The 18,772-nt window shown below is 60.2% G+C and carries 13 protein-coding genes; 2 read left to right on the top strand and 11 right to left on the bottom strand.

The features are described from left to right. Positions 1 to 366: 366 nt before the first annotated feature. The 6 genes from L4923_RS28560 to L4923_RS28535 all read right to left on the bottom strand — a co-directional run bounded on the left by L4923_RS28560 (position 367) and on the right by L4923_RS28535 (position 7,045). The gene (locus L4923_RS28560; protein ID WP_239370492.1) at positions 367 to 813 is read right to left on the bottom strand and encodes a VOC family protein; all 447 of its coding nucleotides are present in this window, start codon (positions 811 to 813) and stop codon (positions 367 to 369) included. A 384-nt stretch (positions 814 to 1,197) separates the two neighbouring features. Further along, complete coding sequence (ampC, locus tag L4923_RS28555) at positions 1,198 to 2,397, bottom strand: class C beta-lactamase (protein WP_425531027.1); 1,200 nt, start codon at positions 2,395 to 2,397, stop codon at positions 1,198 to 1,200. Between the two features lie 179 nt (positions 2,398 to 2,576). Continuing rightward, positions 2,577 to 3,062 (bottom strand): peroxiredoxin, encoded by a 486-nt coding sequence (locus L4923_RS28550; RefSeq protein ID WP_239370493.1) that lies wholly within the window; start codon positions 3,060 to 3,062, stop codon positions 2,577 to 2,579. A gap of 281 nt (positions 3,063 to 3,343) precedes the next feature. Next, positions 3,344 to 3,496 carry an RHS repeat-associated core domain-containing protein gene (locus tag L4923_RS28545; protein WP_239370490.1) on the bottom strand — a complete coding sequence of 51 codons (153 nt, stop codon included), beginning with the start codon at positions 3,494 to 3,496 and terminating at the stop codon, positions 3,344 to 3,346. A gap of 454 nt (positions 3,497 to 3,950) precedes the next feature. Continuing rightward, the gene (locus L4923_RS28540; protein ID WP_239370489.1) at positions 3,951 to 4,919 is read right to left on the bottom strand and encodes a response regulator; all 969 of its coding nucleotides are present in this window, start codon (positions 4,917 to 4,919) and stop codon (positions 3,951 to 3,953) included. Continuing rightward, positions 4,916 to 7,045 (bottom strand): ATP-binding protein, encoded by a 2,130-nt coding sequence (locus L4923_RS28535; RefSeq protein ID WP_239370488.1) that lies wholly within the window; start codon positions 7,043 to 7,045, stop codon positions 4,916 to 4,918. Before L4923_RS28535 ends, L4923_RS28540 begins: the two co-directional genes overlap by 4 nt. Positions 7,046 to 7,628: 583 nt before the next feature. Here L4923_RS28535 and L4923_RS28530 point away from each other — a divergent pair. Together L4923_RS28530 and L4923_RS28525 are read left to right on the top strand one after the other, a co-directional pair. Further along, entirely contained in the window at positions 7,629 to 9,995 is a 2,367-nt protein-coding gene (locus L4923_RS28530) for an autotransporter outer membrane beta-barrel domain-containing protein (RefSeq protein ID WP_239370487.1), read from the top strand. Between the two features lie 105 nt (positions 9,996 to 10,100). Then, positions 10,101 to 10,376: a PepSY domain-containing protein gene (locus tag L4923_RS28525; RefSeq protein WP_239370486.1), complete on the top strand. Its 276-nt coding sequence runs from the start codon at positions 10,101 to 10,103 to the stop codon at positions 10,374 to 10,376. Between the two features lie 168 nt (positions 10,377 to 10,544). Here L4923_RS28525 and L4923_RS28520 read toward each other — a convergent pair whose 3' ends face one another. The 5 genes from L4923_RS28520 to L4923_RS28500 form a co-directional block, all read right to left on the bottom strand. Beyond that, positions 10,545 to 12,038: a hypothetical protein gene (locus L4923_RS28520; RefSeq protein WP_239370485.1), complete on the bottom strand. Its 1,494-nt coding sequence runs from the start codon at positions 12,036 to 12,038 to the stop codon at positions 10,545 to 10,547. A gap of 95 nt (positions 12,039 to 12,133) precedes the next feature. Continuing rightward, on the bottom strand, positions 12,134 to 14,116 hold the full coding sequence (locus L4923_RS28515) for a hypothetical protein (protein ID WP_239370484.1): 1,983 nt from the start codon (positions 14,114 to 14,116) through the stop codon (positions 12,134 to 12,136). Positions 14,117 to 14,168: 52 nt separating this feature from the next. Continuing rightward, positions 14,169 to 14,966 carry a hypothetical protein gene (locus L4923_RS28510; RefSeq protein ID WP_239370483.1) on the bottom strand — a complete coding sequence of 266 codons (798 nt, stop codon included), beginning with the start codon at positions 14,964 to 14,966 and terminating at the stop codon, positions 14,169 to 14,171. A 1-nt stretch (position 14,967) separates the two neighbouring features. Then, the gene (locus L4923_RS28505) at positions 14,968 to 15,927 is read right to left on the bottom strand and encodes an RHS repeat-associated core domain-containing protein (protein ID WP_239370482.1); all 960 of its coding nucleotides are present in this window, start codon (positions 15,925 to 15,927) and stop codon (positions 14,968 to 14,970) included. Positions 15,928 to 16,102: 175 nt separating this feature from the next. After that, positions 16,103 to 18,772, bottom strand: a 2,670-nt coding sequence (locus L4923_RS28500; protein ID WP_239370481.1) for an RHS repeat-associated core domain-containing protein, incomplete at its 5' end; no start/stop codon positions are given.

Here is an 18,772-nt window from a genome sequence, read left to right as displayed (position 1 = left end):
GGCCTGGGCAGTGCGCTCAACCTCAACAACATCGTCGGTGGTGCCGGCGGTGGCGCGATCCTGACCGCCATCATCGGCCTGGTCATGAACGCGATGAAAAAGTAAGCGCAGCTCTTTTTCAGCTGCAGCCAGGCAGGGGGCGGCAATGAGCAGTGATTTGCCGCAATGCAAGCGCTCCTAAAAAGATAGGGGGGCTGGGTCGCTTGTCGAAGTCCTTCTTCGAGAGGGGCGTGTGACGGTCCCCCAAAGGGCCTGGCCTCGACTTCGAGACAGCCGCTCGCCGAACGGCAAAATCCCGTTCGGCGAACATCGGTGCAGCCAGGAGCGAGCCCATCGTCTTGCAGACGATTATGGCCTTGCTCGCGATTATGCCTGCGAAGGTTTCCAGTCGACCGAGGGGACGACATTGACCATCCAGGGGATGCCGAACTTGTCGACCAGCGAACCGAAGCCGGGAGACCAGAAGGTCTCGGCGAAGGGCATGACGATCCTGCCATCCGCCGCAAGCGCGTCAAACCAGCGTTGAGCCTCGGCCTTGTCTTCTGTATGCAAGGTCACGTCGAAGCCATTCTTGGGCTTGTCGATGTTGCTTGCCCATTCGAGGTCCATGTCGGCGCCCATGAGAGCCTGGTCGCCGACCTCGAGCCAGCAATGCATGAGCCAGTCCTTGTACTTGTCGCCGGCGATCGGCATGCCGGGAGGCGCTTTGCCATAGGGGTAGGCAGCGGTAATCTTTCCACCCAGAACCTTGGCGTAAAAATCAAAAGCTTCGCGACATTGTCCCTGGAAGCTCAGGCTGGTGACGATCTTCATGATGATCTCCTATCGTGATCTGGTCTTGGTTCGAAATTGCTGTGAAGCCTTGGCTTCATGACGCTCCTGGAGCGTTTCCGTTTTTCACCGAAACGCTCTATCTCTTTGTTTTGACGCAATTCCGGATGGAAAACCGTTACACACTTTTCCTGGAATTGCTCTGGCCGCTGAAGCCGTGCGGATATGTTCCAGCGCGGCCGACCGGCCCTCGCACCAAAAACGGGATCACATCTCCGGCGGTGCAAGTCCGCCGCGGGTCACGATCCCGCTTCCCGGCTGTCGCCAAGTTTCAGCCGTCATTTCGGCCTGATGCAAGTCCCGGCCGACGGAGACGCTGTTCGAGCGCTTGCTATCAGGCACTGTGTTGAAAAGCCCGGCGGGTTGTCACGGCAAAGTTGTCTCAACGGCTTGAAGGATGCGATGGGCTGCCTTTACGCGTTCCTCATTGGGATAGTTCGTGTTCGCCAGCAACACGATCCCGACCCTGCTCTTGGGGATGAATGCCACATAGCCGCCAAATCCCCGTGTGGCGCCCGTCTTGTTGAAGAACCTATCCGTATCCTGGGGGATGGAACGGGCCAGCGGTTCGGTCTTGCGTGGCTTCAGCGCCATGTCCGCCGAATTGCCTTGCAGCAGTGTATCCAGCTCGACCGGACGGTCGTACATTTCCCACCCCAGCCCCTGGATCATGGAACCCGCGCGGTAATATCCGGCCTGGGTGGTCGAAACTGCCTTTGCCCAATTCCGGTCCAATGCCGAACCATCGATATTGGCCTCCACCAGACGCAGAAGGTCGGGGGCCGTGGTCTTGATGCCGTAAGCTTCGGCATCGAGCGCGCCGGGCGATACACGAACGGGCTGGCCTTGTTTCGTATACCCTTGAGCATAATTTTCCATGCGATCTGCCGGGACGTGCACGAATGTGTGGTTCAGGCCGAAGGCCGCGGCCAGCTTGCCCTCCATGAAGGCCTCGAAGGGTTCGCCGATCGCGCGCGCGGAAAGATGCCCGAAAAGTCCGATTGAGGGATTGGAGTAAAGCCGCATGATGCCTTGCCCGAATTCGGGTCGCCAGGCTCGGTAGTAGGCAAGCATCTTGCTGTTGTCGGACACCTCCTCGGGAAATTGCAGCGGAAGCCCGCCCGCGGAATAGGTTCCGAGCTCGAGAAGCGAAATCCGCTCGAACGCGCTGCCGCCCAGCTCAGGCCAGTGCGTCACCGCCTTGTCGTCGAGGGCGAGCGCGTCTGTCGCGGCCGCGTAGGCACCCAGCGTGGCAGTGAAGATCTTGCTTATGGAGCCGATCTCGAAAATCGTATCCTTTGTTACTTTCCGGCCGCTCTCCTTGGAGGCCACGCCATAGCCGAAGAAATGGCTGTTGCCATTGACGGTCACCGCAACTGCCATGCCCGCAATGGCCTGTTGCTTCATGAGGGGGATGATCGCTTCATCGACCGCCTGTCGCAAGGCCGCCGCTGAAATCTCCCCGTCGGCCGCGAAGGTGGAAACGGGGCATAGCAGCAGACATGCCGCAGATACACGGGCCGCAAATATGCGGACTGTCAAAGAAGCCGGTGCGACAACAAGCATGGAAGTCATCGATTCAACCTGCCGCGCGTCTTCTGACGCGCGGCGTTGACATAACCTTCGTCAATTCGATGCGGACGAGTAGCGCCAACTGAAAATTCGCGGTTGTAAACTTTATGGAGATATATCGTGACATGCGGCTGGTAATAAAATCCACCTTCGCTTTGGTATCTTAGATCGAGCTAAAGCTGCCTCAGCAATTCCTTTGCCTGCGAGCGGTCGGCTTGCCCCGGATCCTCGTCCAGGTTCAATATCTCGACGACGCCGTTCGTGATGACGGCTGAATAGCGTTTGGACCTCGTTCCAAGACCCGCGACCCGCAAATCGATATCCATCCCGATCGATCTGGTGAAATCGGCTTCAGGGTCGGCCAGGAAAAGCACCTTGCCTTCAGCGTCGGTGCTCCGCGCCCACGCGCTCATCACAAAAGGATCATTGACGGCGATGACGGCGATTTCATCGACGCCCTTTGCAAGAAGCGCATCGCTGTTCTCGATATAGCCGGGAAGGTGCTGCAGGTGGCAGGTCGGGGTGAACGCGCCGGGAACCCCAAACACGACGATCTTCCGCTCCTTGAAGAGCTCATCTGTCGCAATCTCCTTTATCTCCGATCCCTGCAGCTTCTTGAATTTCGCAGCTGGAACGGCGTCTCCTGGCTTGATCATGATGTTCTCTCTCCCAATTCCATTTCTGAACAGTTCGCGATTTTCCTGGCTGATTGTCAGCCGTCGCTAGCGTATATCGTTGATATTCATGCGGTCTCGATCAAATATCCCCAAAGTGAAAGTATCGGTCGGCCTCTTTCCGAACACACCGAAATTTCCGTGCAAACTCCATCAGAAATGAGGCTTTTTCACTATGGGTGCTTGTGGGGCAGGCCCGGCCACCGTGGCATTCATGGAATAACAGGCTGGAAAAGCAATGCGCGATGCCTGCCTCAAGAAGGATGTTAGAAACCGGCCCAGCGCGTGTATTCCAACACGTATGCCAAATGCCCACTCGGATCGACATTGTTGATCGGGTCGCCGCCGACATAGGCATAAGGGTTGATGCCGCCATGTCGGAACGGCGAAAGGCTGTCGGGAGAATGAAAGCGCATCATTGCCGGTTATAGGCGCGGTATCCGTTACCCAGCATCTGCCAACCGGTTTCCGGCTCGGACGGTTCGCCGTTGAAGCCGATATACCCGCTCAGCCGCTGCTCTCGAACCACGACACCACCGAGTTGCTTTCTCGACAGTGCAACCTAAGTGATCTGCAATTTTAGCAAGAGATCGAGGCCCGGCAGTCTCACCAGGATTCTGCCGCGATGCCCGGATAAGCGGTGCGCGTGTATCCGGGCTGATCGGCATTCAGGAAATGCTGGCGTGCGGATGCGGCACTGCCAGCAAACGTTATCCAGGCCGAGACCTGGCGCGACGTCTTGTGGAGAACTCGGTGCCTCCGGGATCACCGAGGCGCAAAACAGCCGACCTTGGACTGCGGCAGCCAACCGTTGATGCTTTTGGGGACTGCGTTCCTGACGGTGAACGTAACCGGCAGGATACGCTGGCGGCCCTATGAGAGGAGCTTCCCTTGTGGTGCCTGCTTCTCGTTCGAACCGACTTTCGCATGCAAGGCGGTGAGGTAGGCCGTCACGCGTTGGACGCCGCGATCCGTCAGCCTGACGAATTGCCTCCTGCCGTCGGTCGGGTCGTCTTGCCTGACCAGGTAGCCGCTTGTCTCGAGATCGGTCAGCCGCCGCGAAGCTGTCGAGAAAGGCAGCCCCGATGTCGCGCACAGATCGGACACGGTCACCTTTCTGTTGAGGAGTTGGCATTCCATCAATTCGAACGCCATGTGCATGACAGGATCGGCAAACAACTTCTCGTCGAAGCAACGCATGCGGGTTTCGCGGATGCTCAGCAATTCCAGGAGACGGCTGCGTGAAAGAATTCCTGATGATCCGCCAGATTGCGGGTTTGCAGGTATTTTCACGCTGCGCCGTTCGTCCGTGGGAGGCAAAGGCGGGAAATCCGTCATCGCCTCCGCCAGGCGCCGCGCTTCTTCGTTGAGCCTGCAAAAGTGGCGGCGCTGTTCGTCCCACATGCGCGACCGTTCTTTTTGGACATGCGACCGGTTCGCGGCTTGCGCAACGGCGTCGAGAAGTTGCGACCCTCGGACGGGCTTCCTCAGGAAATCGACCGCGTTGAACCGCAGAGCCGTTATGATCGTGTCGATCGAGGCATGAGCGGAGATGAACAGCAGTTGCAGCCACGCCCGGTCCTTGAATTGTTGCCGGATGCTGCGCAGGAGTGCGAAACCGTCCATGTCGGGCATGCGCACATCGCTGACAATGACGTCGATCGCCGGCTCCCTGCGCAAGGTGGTCAGAGCATCCGCGGCCCGGGATGCCGTCAGGCAGCGGTATCCCGCATCCTCGAGCGCAAGGGCAATGATCTCCAGGAGTTCCGTCTCGTCGTCAACGACAAGGACCGTCGATGGCGATATTTTCTTGTGCGGGTTTGTCGTAAGTTGATTTGTCATGATTGGACATCCGACCGGCACGGCTTGGGTTGGACATGTGCAGGCTCGGCCCCGAAACGGGGCTGGCAATATTGGCTCGCATCGCTCGATGAGGAAGGCAGGCGCACGGTGAAGGCCGCGCCGTAATCGGTATTGGAGGCCTCGATCCGCCCGCCCATATCGCGCACCATCCCAAAGCTCAAGGGCAGGCCCAGCCCCGTTCCCTTCCCGAAACTCTTGGTGGTGAAGAAGGGATCGAAAATACGCTCGATATGGGCGCGATCGATGCCTGTTCCGGTGTCGCCAATCTCGATGTCTATGACGTCGACGGGTGCCTGGTTGCGCACTGAGATGATTATCTCATCCTGACGGGGATCTCCCGTCAGATTCTCGCGCCTGGCTGCTATCGCGTCGATGGCGTTGCGAAGCAGGTTCAGCACGACCTGTTCGAGCAGAAGCCTGTCGGCGAAGACGCGACAGGCTCCGCCGACGTAGTTTCGGTGCACGCGGATTGCGGCGTTGCGTATTTCCGCCCCCAGGATGGTCAGTGCTCCTTCGACGGCGTCGACCGGATCGAAGACCTCAAGCTCCCGTTCGCTTCGCCGCCCGAAAATGCGCATATGGTCGACGATCGCGACAGTCCGTTCGATCTGCTCGTTCATCGTGATCAGCTTCCGCTGCAGGAAGTCGCCATCGATAACGCCTTTTCGGAGGCGATTTCGCAAGACGTCCACGATCATGCCGATCGTTGCGATCGGTTGATTGATCTCGTGAGCCAGGCCGGTCGCCATTTCCCCTAACGTGATCAACTTGCCGGCCTGGTAGACGGCGAGTTCGGCATTGCGTCTGCTGGTGTTGTCGAAGCCGATCGCAACAAAATTGCGAATCGCGCCATCCCCGGAGCGGATTGCATTCAGCGTCCAGGAAAACTCGGCCTTTTCGCCCTGCCTGTCCGCCATCGTCACGATCGTTTCCAAGGGAAGCGCCCTGGCGAGCTTGTGCAGAGGGCTGCCGAACAGGAATTCCAGCAGGCTGACGTTCCCGGGAACGTGTTCGGGGTCGATCTTTCGACGGAACACCGGGTTGCAGACGAGCAGGGCGCCATTTTCGTCGGTCACGACAACAAGCGCGCCGCCCGTGTTCAGCACGGCCTGGAGGAATTCCCGCTCATGCCGCTCCCTCGCCGCTTCCATCATGCTGGCCATCAGCCTGTTGTTGTGATGGTTCTGGCGATTGAGGAAATATCCGACTGCGCCCAGAGTGCCGCACAGGACGACGAAAGCGCCGAGGGTTGTCGCGCTGTTGCGTTGCCAGGCAAGCCGGTGGCCAGAGATCGGGACGCCGACATAGGACAGCAACGGCGTCGTCGACGACCGTTCGTAGGCAATGAGATATTCGCGGCCATCGAACGGGGAGCGGAAAAACCGGGCGCTCTCTTGCTGAGCCGCTTTTTCCGGGACCAGATCGCGGATATCCAGGCCGATCGCGAGCCGGTTGTTGGATGCGCGCACGACACCGTCCTGGCCAATGAGGCCGATCATCTTGTCATCGACACCTTCCAGGCGATCGTAGACGCTGTAGAGAAACGGTCCGTCCACCACGATGGCGACAAAGCCCAGGAACTGGCCCTGGTCGTCAACGACCCTTCGGCTGTAGGACAAGGTCGAACCAACCCATCCCCTGAAAATATCCATCAAAAACAGATAGGGGGGGCCGATGAAGGTCTCCCTTTCCGGCTGGGATGTAAAAATGCGAAATGCCGGGCTTGCGGTCATGTCGGATCCGATGGAGAGCATTGGAATGGTGGTTGCCACCACTTTCCCGGCGGAATCGATCACTGTGATTCCGCGTGCCGCGGGTTCCGCGGCAATTCGCTCGCCCAGCCTGTCGGAGAATGCCGGCGGCAGATCCTTCCCTCTGCCGCGGTCGTCGACGACCGTCCTCGACAGCGCGTCGAGCCTCGCGAAGACCTGGGAGCCGTGTTCGGCAAGAGCCGCGGCCAGGGTCGCTGCCTCGCGCTCGGCATTTCTATAGCTGTTACGGTGGTCCGTGATGATCAGCGTTCCTGTGCCCGCACCGGCGATGACGGCAATGATGGCGGCACCGACCCAATAGGCCATCATCATCCAGGTTCTGTGCATGGTCATCGGTCATCTGATGCCGGGCGCGCAAACGCTCGGGGGAAATTGTCATTGGCACGGCTGCAGCAGGCTCAACCGCATACTTTTGAGGCCGGATTGCGGCGATCGAGCCGCATTCAAAGGACCAGGCCTCCAGTCGGCGACGGGTCAAGCCGCCGGCAATTAGGCAAATGCCGTATCGACATCAAGTCCCATGATTGGCCCCTTGTGTATTTGTTCCCATTTCGAGGGTAATTAATTGCAATAGTTGCGAACGATGTTCGCTATTTCGGTGCGCCATTTGTTGTTTCTTCGCAACAATATGTCGGTGTTTCGCCTAACGGAAGTGTCGCTGCATGTATGTCTACATTCAATATGGTATAAAAATAGGGTGACGCGAACGAATCATGCTGCAAAACGGCGCATAAATGGAGTGCGCTGCGTTTGCAGATTCGCCGGATGGTAATCTGTGGCGTGTGCATTGTTGTGCTTTGAATAGTTCACGTAAATTTGCGTTATACTTGTTCTTAACTTGGCATTAACCATATCCAGTCAAAATTTCCGGCATGGCACTTGTTGCTGATTTGTCGGTTTTTTTTGGAGAGAAGGTATGACGAAGAACAATCTGATGGTTGGCCGTAAGGCCGTCGTTCTGACAGTCGCCGCGCTGGCGCTGGCTTCCGTTAGCCGATTGGCCTTGGCGCAGGAAGTGATCGATGGCGGGGAGAGAACGATCCCCGAGGGGTCGACGGAGACGCGAAACTTCCAGGTGATCAACGGCGGTACTTTTAATGTACACGGCGACGCGCGGAATGTAAACCTGAACACCCAGTCCGCGCTGAACGTTACCGGCTCCGTTTGGGATGTCTTTTCGTCAGGTCAATCCGTCATCACCATTGACGGGGGCTCGGCCCAAAACATAACCGCCGATGGTGCGTCCATCGTCAATGTTACAAATGGTGTAACCCAGGGCATTCGCCTGACCGGCTCATTTCTGAACGCAAGCGGGCTTGTTGCTTCGGGGCAGGTGAAACTGGAAAATGGCTCCGTGGCGAATCTTTCCGGTGTCACGATCAACTACGATCGGCAATATGCACTTCTGCTCCAGGACGGTGCTGCATCAACAGCTAACGTGTCGGGCAGTTCCATTGCCGGGGGGGGGACTGGTATTTTGGTCGCCAGAGATGGGGTGCTTAACCTTTCCGGCACGCGCGTAACCGGTCAGCAGATCGGTGACGCCACCACCGCGCGCGGAACCGGGGTCATGCTCTTAGACGGTACAGTCAACGTCAATGGAGGCAGCCTTATTGCGGGTACTCGTAATGGCGTCTTGCTATTGCAAGGAAGGTCAGATGTGGTCGAAACCAGATCGCTGACCATCGGTGGTTCGACGGTCGAGGGCGAAACCGGAGCCGCCATCTCGGTCGAAGGGCGTGACGAGCTCCCAAGAAACGAATCCGACATCCTGATCGCCAACGGGTCGAAGCTGGTCGGCGGCAATGGGAACCTCCTCGAGGTCGATCGCAACAGCAGTGCCAGGTTCACCGTCGACAATTCGGCCCTTGAGGGCAATGTCGCTGTGGAGGCCGGCGGCTCGGCCGACATCACCATCCAGAACAACGGCTCGATCAAGGGCACCTTCAGCGGCGTCGATGAGTTGAAGCTCAATTCCGGCGGCGCTTGGAAGCTCATCGGCGACGATTCGATGGGGCATATCGCCATGGACGGCGGCGCCGTCGAGATTTCCGACGGTTCGGGCGATCAATACAACACACTGACGCTGGGTTCCCTTTCGGGGGCGGGGACCTTCGTCATGGGCACCAATCTGGCCAGGCCTGACGGGGACCGGCTGGTGGTGACCGATGTCGGCGGGGCAAGCGGCGAGCACACTTTGCATGTCAAAAACAGCGGTGCGGAGCCGACCGCGGAGCATGAGTGGATGGTGGTGGACACCAATGGTGGCGACGCGCAATTCGATCTCAAGGGTGGCGCGGCCGACCTCGGTGTCTTCAAATATTATCTGGAACAGCGCGGCGGCGACTGGTTCCTGGTCGGGTCCGACGAGACCACGCCCGGTACCGATACCGCAGTCAGCCTGCATGGTGTGGCGCCGACCGTGTTCTACGGCGAGCTGGCCACCTTGCGCCAGCGTATGGGGGACGTCCGCCTGAATGGCGGTAAAGATGGCGTATGGGCACGGACCTATGGCCGAGGCTTCAGTGTCAAGGCCGGCGCCGGTCAGGCATTCGACCAGAGCCAATGGGGGGCTACGGTCGGGGCGGACCGCGAGGTTTCGCTGGGCGGCATCAACCTGTTGGTGGGCGTTCTGGCAGGCTACTCGAATTCGCGCATCGAGCTTGACGGCGGTTCGCAGGGCGATGTCGACAGTTATTATGGCGGGCTCTATGCCACCTGGCAGAACAATGCCGGCTGGTATGTCGACGGAGTGTTCAAGGTGAACCGCTTCAACGACAGCGCCCACATCGTGATGAGTGACGGCGCAGGCGCCAAGGGGAGCTATTCAGCCACCGGCGTCGGCGCGCAGATCGAGGTGGGGCGCCATATCGGTCTGCGAAACGATTGGTATGTCGAACCGTTTGTGCAACTGGCGGGCGTGCGGGTCGGCTCGGCGGGCTACTGGCTCGACAACGGCATGCATGTGGCCAATGGTGCGATGGGCTCGTTGGTGGGCCGGCTCGGCGCGACCGTTGGCTTCAACCATGCGATGGCCAATGGCGGCACGCTGCAGCCCTATCTGAGGCTTGCGGTGGCGCAGGAATTCGCCGAGGGCAACACGCTGCAGGTCAACGACACCGTCTTCGACAACGATCTCAAGGGAACCCGCGGCGAAGTGGGCGTCGGCTTTGCCGCACAGCTTTCACCCAACTTCCAGCTTCACGGCGATTTCGACTACGCCAATGGCGACAAGATCGAACAGAACTGGGGCCTCAATCTGGGGGCAAAATATTCGTTCTGATCCCGGTCTCGCCGGAACGGCCAGCTTCTTGCAACGACCACGCGCCGGCCCTGCCGGCGTTCGGTTGGTGCAGCTCTCCAGTCTTATCAACAGAAGGATCGACTGATGATCAAATCCATTCGCATGCTTGCACTCGGCTCCGCGCTGGCGGCTGTCATCGCGTCTCCGGCACTGGCCGATCGCAAACCGACGTTGGAGGAGCGCGCCCGTATCGAGGGCCAGTTGAAATCCCTTGGCTACACCAGTTGGGATGAGATCGAGTTCGACATCAAGCGCAACCATTGGGAAATCGACGACGCCTTGGCCGGGGACGGCAAATATTATGACCTAAAACTTGCTCCTGAAACGCTCGATGTAGTCTCCCGCAAGCTGGATGACTGAGTTCGTTGCGCGACACACCTTGCATTGGGCGGAAGCGTGGAACAGGCTGCGGCCGAATGCCCTCCAGTCCCATTCGGGCTCAGGACCGCTTCGCGGATTCGGCCACGCCCGCTCCACGGATCCATCCACCCTTCCAGAAGGGAAAGGATTTGCCGTTTGGGGAACCGGTCAGTCGACTAAGGTCAGGCTGAGCTTGGGGAAATTGGGGGCGGGGGGCCATGTCAGCCCGTTGTCGAAGCTCACGGTCACCCATATGGTGAACTGTGTATGGCGGCGAAGTGTGTTCAGGAAATTCCTGTCGATGCGGACGTCGCCGCTTCGACCCAGACCGGCGGTGACTTCCGATGCCGTGATCTGCCGGTCCAGAACGGTTGTATTCGTCGGCGCGCCCTCCTGGGTCAGCCCTTCAGCCCTGATGCGGACATGCTGGTTCGCGGTGATCAGCACCCACGGGGCGAGGGTGAGGCGGGCGCCAATGGCATCGACGCGTGCCAGGCTGAGATTCGGATAGCCGATGGCTTCCACGCACTGGATTGTTGGAAACCTGTTCACCGCGATGGTCAAGACCTGCATCTTGCATCGAAAGGAAGGGTGGACCGTGCCGTTGGTTTCGATCGCGTCGTAGTAGACCGGTATGTCGGACTTTCCGATGTGGGCGGCAATGTACTCCCTGGGCACGTTGTATCGCCTGGACCCTGGCGCGATTGGGTCCTTGGTCCGGAACGCGCCGACCGTGCCGTTCTCGGCCCATTGCACCCAGATCTGATCTTCGGGACCGAACACGGCTTCCTGAGGAATCTCCACCGTCACGCCGGATGCGCGGCCCTCGAGGGGATCCAGGGCGATATTTTCGCCTATGCCTGTTGCCTCCACCACGATCGGCCAGGGCAGATTGCGCTGGATGGGCTGGGCGGCGACCCGCAGCGACACGGAAGGCGAAAGGCCGCTCGCATTGCCGGCCCGGTCCCGCAGGTGATAGTGGGCGTAACGCGTACCATCACCTCGCGCCCGAACGGTGTCGCCGTCGATGGGCAGGACGATCGGCCGGTTGATATCTTCGAGGAAGAACTGTTGCGAACCGGCCTGCAGTTCGCTGCTTGGGGTTTCCCCCCAGTACCAGACGATCTGATCGCCCGGCCTCTGATCGGCATAGAGCGCGACAGAGGCTTCCACCCTGTCGCCATGGGTTTCCAGATAGGCTGCGGTCAGGCCGTCACGGACAACCTCCGCGGGAAATGCCATGCTGCCCGGATTCGGGAAGGATGGTGCGCTGCGGTCTATGGTGATTGTGATGGGATCCGACGGGGTTGTGTCACCGATGACCGAAAGATGCACCTCGTAACTGATGACATGTGTTCCTTCGGTCATGCGGTTGCGCGGGATGAAGAACACAAGCTCGTCCTCTGGAATCGGAACGGGTTCAGACCAGGTCCTGCGACCAACCTCACTGCCATCCCAAAACAATGTTAGTGTTTCAGCGCCCAACGCTGGGTTGGAATTTGGCCAGATGTCGATCTCGATCCTTAGCGGCTGGTCCGCCGCAGCAACGGGCAAAAGGTTGGGCTCACCGCCGTTGATGTTTTCCAATGTCGCCGGCACGCGTGCCTGCGGCAGATTGGAGTCCGCGAAATCCCGCTCAGGAATGTGTTCTTGCTCGGACATTGCCGCCCTCCCGTAAGGATCGCTGTCCGGCCGGGCTCATTGAGCCGGGCCGGGGCCTGTCATTCTGCGCAGACGGAGCCGCGGCGTTCTTCCGCTCAACCGGTCGGACCGTCGAGTGGACACGAACCAACGGCGTTATACATGCCGACAAGCTTCTCCTCCTGTTCGGAAGTGCGAGTGGCATTGTCATAGAAGAACGAATATTTGATTCGAGCGCGCCCCACTCGTCCCAGTCCGTCAGGATCAAAAGTCGGCAGGATATGGTCGTCGTAAGGCTCGACACGCCAGATGAAGCCGGTCGCAGGGTGGTCTGGACCCAATGTGACGGTCTCCTCCTTGATCGCGTCCTCGAGGATATTCTCACCCGAGGTGCTGCCGAGGGGCGTCCAGTTCAGGGTCACCGTGTCGCCGTCGGCGAGATATTTCGAGAGGTCGGGCACTTGGACAAGCACGGCGTGGTTGGTGCCGTCGAAGTCGAGCGAGCTGCATGTTAGGATCCGATCTTCAAAGAGTTTCAAAAAGACCGGCTTTTCTGGTGTAATGACATTGGCGCCGACATCGACGATCGTTACCTGCGAACGCTGTTGATTGGGTGAACCCGGCGCCCCGATGCGATAGTGGACCGGCAGTTCGTGGTTGTTGCCACCGGCCTCGATATAACGCCAGGGAATGACCGCGTCGACGGGATTGCCGGGCTGATCGCCTTGCTTGACGGTATACTGCGCTTCGGGAACAACGGTGTTGTCCCAATAGATGTCGATCAGTTCTCCTTCGTTGCACGGGTCGTAAAGTCGGAAGCTGAATTTTGCGTCCTTGCCGTTATCGTCTTCCGTGAGAATATTTTCCGTGTTGGATATTTCGCCGTAAACCGTTGCAATCGGCAGGTTTGGATTGGTCGGGTCGGGCCAGTCCGGCAAATCGGGGCCGATGACCGAAAGGTTGACCTGGACAATTGTCTGTTCGGGTCCGAATGGCATATCGCCGCGCAATATCCTGTAGCTGACGGTGGCAGGGGTTTCGCCGGCCGCATCGCCATATTCGTCTTGGATCACCTCCGCCGGGATGGGGATGGCGATGGGGAATGTCGGCAGTGGCCCCAACTCGGGCGCGTGGACAGTCGTTGCACCCCATGTCACTTCGACGCGGTCAGAGCTCTTCCAATTCTGGAATTCCGGAATCTCGACGGTAACGCCGGCAAAGGCATCCTCAAGATCGATGAGACCGTCGCTCGCGAGCGGTATGTTTGGCTCTCGCAGCCCCTGCGGCAAAGCCCCTAAAGCGACAGCCACGCGCGTGTAAAGTGAGATGCGGCTCGCATTGGTCGCCTTGTCGACCAGCACATACACCACATAGCAGCCGCCGTCTCCAACTTTGCGGATTTCGCTGCCGGGTATGATCACAACCTGTGGGTCGCCAACGTCTGCTATCGCTGACGGTATAACGGCTTCGGGGTCTTCGGGCACTTCCTTCACCCACCACACAAGTACCCGGTCGCCCGGTTTTTGGGCTCCCGGGTATTGCGGGATCGTGACCACCACCTGATCTTGATTGTTTGCCAGATACTCGTCGGTGATCGGCTCTGCCGGCAGATCGGGAGCGGCTGGATTGGCGATGCCCCAAGGCGGGGTGGTGTCGACGATCAGGGGAATCGGCAGACACTCCTCGTTCTCACCAAGGAAGAGCTTTACTCGATATTTTAGGCTGTAGATGCCATCCGGCCGCATGTTGTCGGCGGGAACCGTCAATGGGATTGGAAACTGTGCGGGATTGCCCAAGGGTACAAGAATCTCGGCGACGCTCACTTCAGGGTCCGCTCCACGCTTCCAAAATAATGAAATCGTGTCATGTTCTCCGTCCCAAGGGTCTTCGTAGTATTGCGGGTATTTTGGAATGTGGACGGTCAGCCCAGAGCCGGACAGGACGATATCCTTCTTCAAGGTTCCATCCGTGGGGTCGGTAATATCACCTGCGTTGAACTCAGGTGGATCGAGGGGCGGATTCTGACGCGATCGTTGTCCCTTGAGCCGGCGATAGTTGGAACGTGCTTGCTCGGCCTGCTTTCTGAGTTCCTGTGTCATGTCGCTTCCTTTCACCGTGGGGTTGGGCTTTTGATGGCGGCGGCGCAATCTTCTAGCCGAGTTCCACTTTCACTTTGGCGTAGAGGGAGATTCGGCTGGCGTTGGCGGCCTTGTCGACAAGGATATAGATCACATAGCAGTCGCCGCTGCCGGTCTTGCGGATGTGAGCTGCCGGTATGGTCACGAGTTGTGGGTCGGCGACAGGCGCGATGGCGGCCGGTGGCTCATTGCCGGGATCGTCAGGTATGTCCTTCAGCCACCAGACAAGCACAACATCGCCCGGCTGCTGGGCGCCGGGATATTGCGGGACGGTGGCGACCACGCCTTCGGGATGCGCCTCCAGATATTCGTCCGTGATCGGCCCGGGAGGAAGCTGGAGAGCGGCGGGGTTGCTGTTTCCCCAAGGTGGCGTGTTGTCCGTGACGATCTGCACCGGCACAGATTCGTTGCGGCTTCCATTGAACAATTCTACCCGGTATTTCAGTTGGTAGAGGCCGTCAGGCCTGAGGTTCGCGGCGGGTACGGTTAGTTCGAGGGGAAAGACATATTCTGTCCCCGGGCCGGTCAGTGTCAGCGAATCCACTGCCACATAGTCACTGGGGTTTGGCCCCCGCCCCCAAAGAATGGTGACCGAATCCTTCTCGCCAGGCGGCGTGTATGGCGCCGTCGGCCAGGCCGGGATCAGCACCTTCAGCCCGTTGCCGGCTTCGATGACGTCCTTGTGGAGCGTTCCGTCGGCCGGATCGGCGATGTCGCCGGCTGCGAATTGCGGCGGATCGAGCTCGGAGTCCTGGCCTGCCTGCCGCACAGCTTTCGGGCTGATGGGACTTTTTCCAGCTTCCCTCGCCATGTCAGAATTCTCCAACCGTGATTGATCGAATGTGCTTGTTGCGCATCTGTGCGGTCTCCGGCGGGGGCGGCACACCATTCGCCGCCCGGTTCCGGCCAGCACGAGACCGCCATTCGCCTGCCGGAGGTGACATGGGCGGAGAGGCGGTTGGGCTGGATTGAGGCGTAAGCTCCCGGCGCTCATCATGGGGCGGCGTTGCCGGTGACCCGAACCTGGGCGATGAATGGCCCGATGGGGGGCTGGGCGCGCGGGTAAGGCTGTTGCGCCGGGGCGGTGTTGCAGGCGGAGTGGGCCAAAACGACGAAACCGACGACGTTGGACTGGGCGGGGGAGTGCGCCGGTGAAACGGATAGGGCGGTGGAGGGAAAGCAGGTGCGAAAAAACGGCCAGCCTGATAGGGCGGCGGCGGCGTCTCCGGCGGCGTTGCGCCCCGGCCCGGGTAGGGCGGGGGCGGACTTGGAGGGGACGTTGTCGCCGATCCCGTCAGGGACGAGCGCGCATCGAAACGCGCTATCGTCCGGCGGTAGCCCAGGAACCCGCCGCCCGCCATCATGACCGTGCCAGCAAAGGTCAGCACGATGCCGGCGGTCTCCCAGGCGCTGTTCAGGGTCTTGGCGTTCGCGGCGGCAATGCTCAGCCCAATGCCCACGCTCATCGACAATCCGCCAAGCACGGCCAGCGTTGCGGCCAAGCGAATGGCGATGCGCCCGCTTGGATCGCTGCGGTTCACCGGATCGTTCGCGCAATAGGCATAAGGATTGACGCCACCGGCGCCGAACGGGCTATGGCTGTCGGGATTGTGGAAGCGCATCAGGATCGGATCGAATGAGCGGTGGCCGTTGCCGAGCATCTGCCAGCCGGTTCCATGCTCGTGCAATTGACCGTCGAAGCCCAGCCGGGTCGTGCCGCGCGACGGTGTCCGAGGGCAACTGATGCTGGGCAGGATACTTCGCTGTGTCATCTTCGGTTCCCGATACGCAAATGCTTTTCGAGCGGTTCAATTGAGGCCGGCGCTCACATTGGCTGCCGATGGACAATACCGGCATTGCCGTTGTGTCTGGCTCGCCGCCCAGGTGTCTTGTGGCTGCTGATGCATGAATTGCCTCGTGTGTCACATGATGAATTGGCTGGGGCTTTCAGAAACGGGTTTCTCTTACGAGTTGGGTCTTCGCAGTGAGGCTGAGCGAGTTTTTGGCCTCTGCCAATCGAGTGCTTTCGCCGTCCAGGGCACGGACGCTGCCCGGTATATTACGCCATTCGCCGGGTCGAGGCGGCGGGGGCGGAGGCTGGGTCGTTTCCTCGGGCGAGGCGGAGCGCTGGCGATTGCTTGATGCCCGTTTTGAAATCTGGCGTTTGACGCCGCTTGCCAATTCGCTGCTTGCGGGGCGGTTCGCCCCGCGGTTCCTGCGCTCGGCGGCTGTACCGCTGCTGGCGGGTTGCGGGCTGGCATTTTGCGAACTGCCGGGCCGTACTTGTGGGGCAGAAGCCGATGAACGTGCCGGACCTAAGATCCAGTCTTCCGAGCCTCCTTCGTTGGGCGGCGGATTTCCAATATTCGCCGCACCGCCGCGGCGGCCGCTATGGTACGGTCGGGATCCTTCACTCCCGGTAGCAGGGCGCGTGACGGCGCGCGTTGCGCCGCCGGGCGTGTAGCTGCTCCTTTTGAGTGCCGAGTATCCGGCTGCCGTGGCGCCGCTGGCCAACGCCGCCAGGCCTGCCACAGCTGCGCCGATCGTCAATATCGTCTTGATCGTACCTTCGGTCTGGCTAGCCCCAATCCCGAGACCGATCGCCAGCACCGTCGATAGCAGGAAGGTTACGGCAAATGGATTGTGGCCGCTGGGGTCGGCGAAGTTCGCCGGGTCGCCCGCGCAATAGGCATAGGCATTGATGCCCCCCGCATCGAAGGGGCTCAGGTTGTCGGGGGCGTGGAAGCGCATCATGACGGGGTCGTAGGCGCGGTAGCCACTGCCCAGCATCTGCCAGCCGGTCTTTCCTTCATGCAGTTCGCCATTGTAGCCGATCCGGGCCGGCGATTCCGCTTCCTGCCGGTGGCCGTAGGCGGTGTAGGTGAAGCCGACCGTTCCGGCCAGGCCGAATTCGAAAAGCACCGTATTCTTGACGTCGACGGCATGAAGCAGAACCGTGCCGTCGCGCTCCTCACCCAGCAGAATGCCGCCGACGCAGAAATAGTGGGTGTGCGACCCGCCCCTGATGCGATTGGCGACCTTGTCCTCGCAATAGAAGCGCTGTTCGGACTGGGCGCCGTCGCTGTCGCCGACAAGGGTGTCCAAGGCATCGTACTGGTAGGTGTGCCCTTCCCCCTCGTTCTCCGGGACAATTTTTGTCAGGCGGCCCAGCGCATCATATTCGAGGCCAAAACCTCGCTGATCATTGAGCAGGTTGCCGTCGCCATCGTATTCGAACACGATTTCCGGCGGGTAGTCCGGATGATCATTGGTGATGCGCCTGAGCACGACACGATCGTCCGGGGCGTGCTCGTGGATGGCGATGTTTGTGCTGCCGTCGGGCGCCCTGGTCCTGACCCGCACGATGTTGTCTAGCGCGTCGAAGACGAACACCTGCTGCTCGATTGCTCGTCCGTAGGCATCGATCGGTGGCGTGCTTCCCGTGCAGCGGTAAATCTCCAGTCGTCCGCGCGCGTCGTAGCTGAAGGTTTCCGCACGCACGATGCTGCCGTTCTCGGTCAAGGTCTGTGCGGCCAAACTGTCGTCGCCATTGTATGTGCGGATCAGCTCCCTTTCGATGCCGCCATGCACGAAATGGCGAGACGTCTCGCGGCCGAGATCGTCATAGGCGATGGCGGTCTCGAGCGTGCGGCCGGAACGGCGGTCCTCTGTCAGCACACAGGCGAGGCGCCCGAAGTCGTCATAGCTGAAGCGCGCGCCGATCGACGGGCCGAGGAATGCCTCCAGCTTCCCAGTCCTGTCATAGGTGTGGGTTTCAACACGGCCGGCGACATCGGTGAAGCTGAGCAGGCGCCCTTGCCGGCTGTACTCGTAGCGCACCGCATGGTCCTGCCCGCCTTGGCGCCGCGTCTCGCTGGATAATTGGCCGGTCGCCGAATAGGTGCGGCGAATGTCCAGGCCACCCTCCTCGCACGCGACCAGTGCGGCGTCTCGTTGGTCATAAGCATATTCGGCGGCCTTGCCAGACACGCGGCGCTTGACAGGCTCCTCTCCCAATTCGGGTCGGTAGTCATATTCGACGACGTGGCCCGCAGGCGTCGTCATTTTCGCTGGCCTGAGCATATCGGGCGCGTATTCAAACGATCTCCGGCGTGTCCCCTCGCACGTGCCGGCAAGACGGCCTATCCCATCGAATTGCTGGCTGCCCAGGACGATCCCGTCGATCGCAATCAGGACCGGCAGGTCGTCGTTGCTGTGCTCGGCGTAGCCGCGCCGGACCACCGTCCCTTCCGGCAGCACGGTTTCGGTTGCGCGGTTGAAGACGTCGTAGCGGTATTCGGTACGCAGGTCGCGCGCGTCGATTTCGGCGGCCAGGCGTCCGAGTCCATCATGGAAATACCGATGAATGCCGACAGCCCCACCGCTGGCGTCGAAACGTTGCATCAGCGCCGGTTCGCCGAAGCGGTTCAGCCAGGTCTCCGTGAGGCCGCCCTGGCTGCCGCCGGCCGAAACCGGCCATTCGCGCAGGATCGGCCCCGCCGATTGCAACGAACCGATGGGATCGAGTGTCCTGCAGGTCCTTGTGCCATCTGGGTTGGTGGTCTGCCAGAGCTCGCCCCAATTGTCGTAGGCGTATGACGAGGTTGTTCTGATTTC

This window comes from Terribium retamae, assembly GCF_022347545.1.
GTDB classification, from domain to species: Bacteria; Pseudomonadota; Alphaproteobacteria; order Rhizobiales; family Rhizobiaceae; genus Mesorhizobium; species Mesorhizobium retamae.
This window is presented reverse-complemented; position numbering and strand designations above follow the sequence as displayed.